Source organism: Streptomyces niger (assembly GCF_000718305.1).
GTDB lineage: Bacteria > Actinomycetota > Actinomycetes > Streptomycetales > Streptomycetaceae > Streptomyces > Streptomyces niger.
This window is the reverse complement of record NZ_JOFQ01000093.1, coordinates 1-244: the sequence shown is the minus strand read 5'-3', so window position 1 is coordinate 244 and position 244 is coordinate 1. Positions and strand designations below refer to the sequence as shown.

Genomic DNA, 244 nt, shown 5'->3' with positions numbered 1-244 from the left:
GCTGGTGAACATGTACGGCATCACCGAAACCACCGTCCACGTCACCTACCAAGAAATCCAGCCCCACCACCTCACCGCACCCCGCCTGCCCGCAGGCCGCCCCCTGCCCGGCTACCACCTCTACCTCCTCGACGAACACGGCCAACCCGTCCCCACCGGCGTCCCCGGCGAAATCCACGTCGCCGGCGGCGGCCTCGCCCGCGGCTACCTCCACCGCCCCGAACTCACCGCACAACGCTTCCCC

1 protein-coding gene is annotated in these 244 nt (G+C 70.1%); it reads left to right on the top strand.

Annotated features, from left to right (window positions below; genetic code table 11):
- Window positions 1-244, top strand: a 244-nt coding sequence (locus tag IF20_RS37035; RefSeq protein ID WP_199896944.1) for an AMP-binding protein, incomplete at both ends; no start/stop codon positions are given.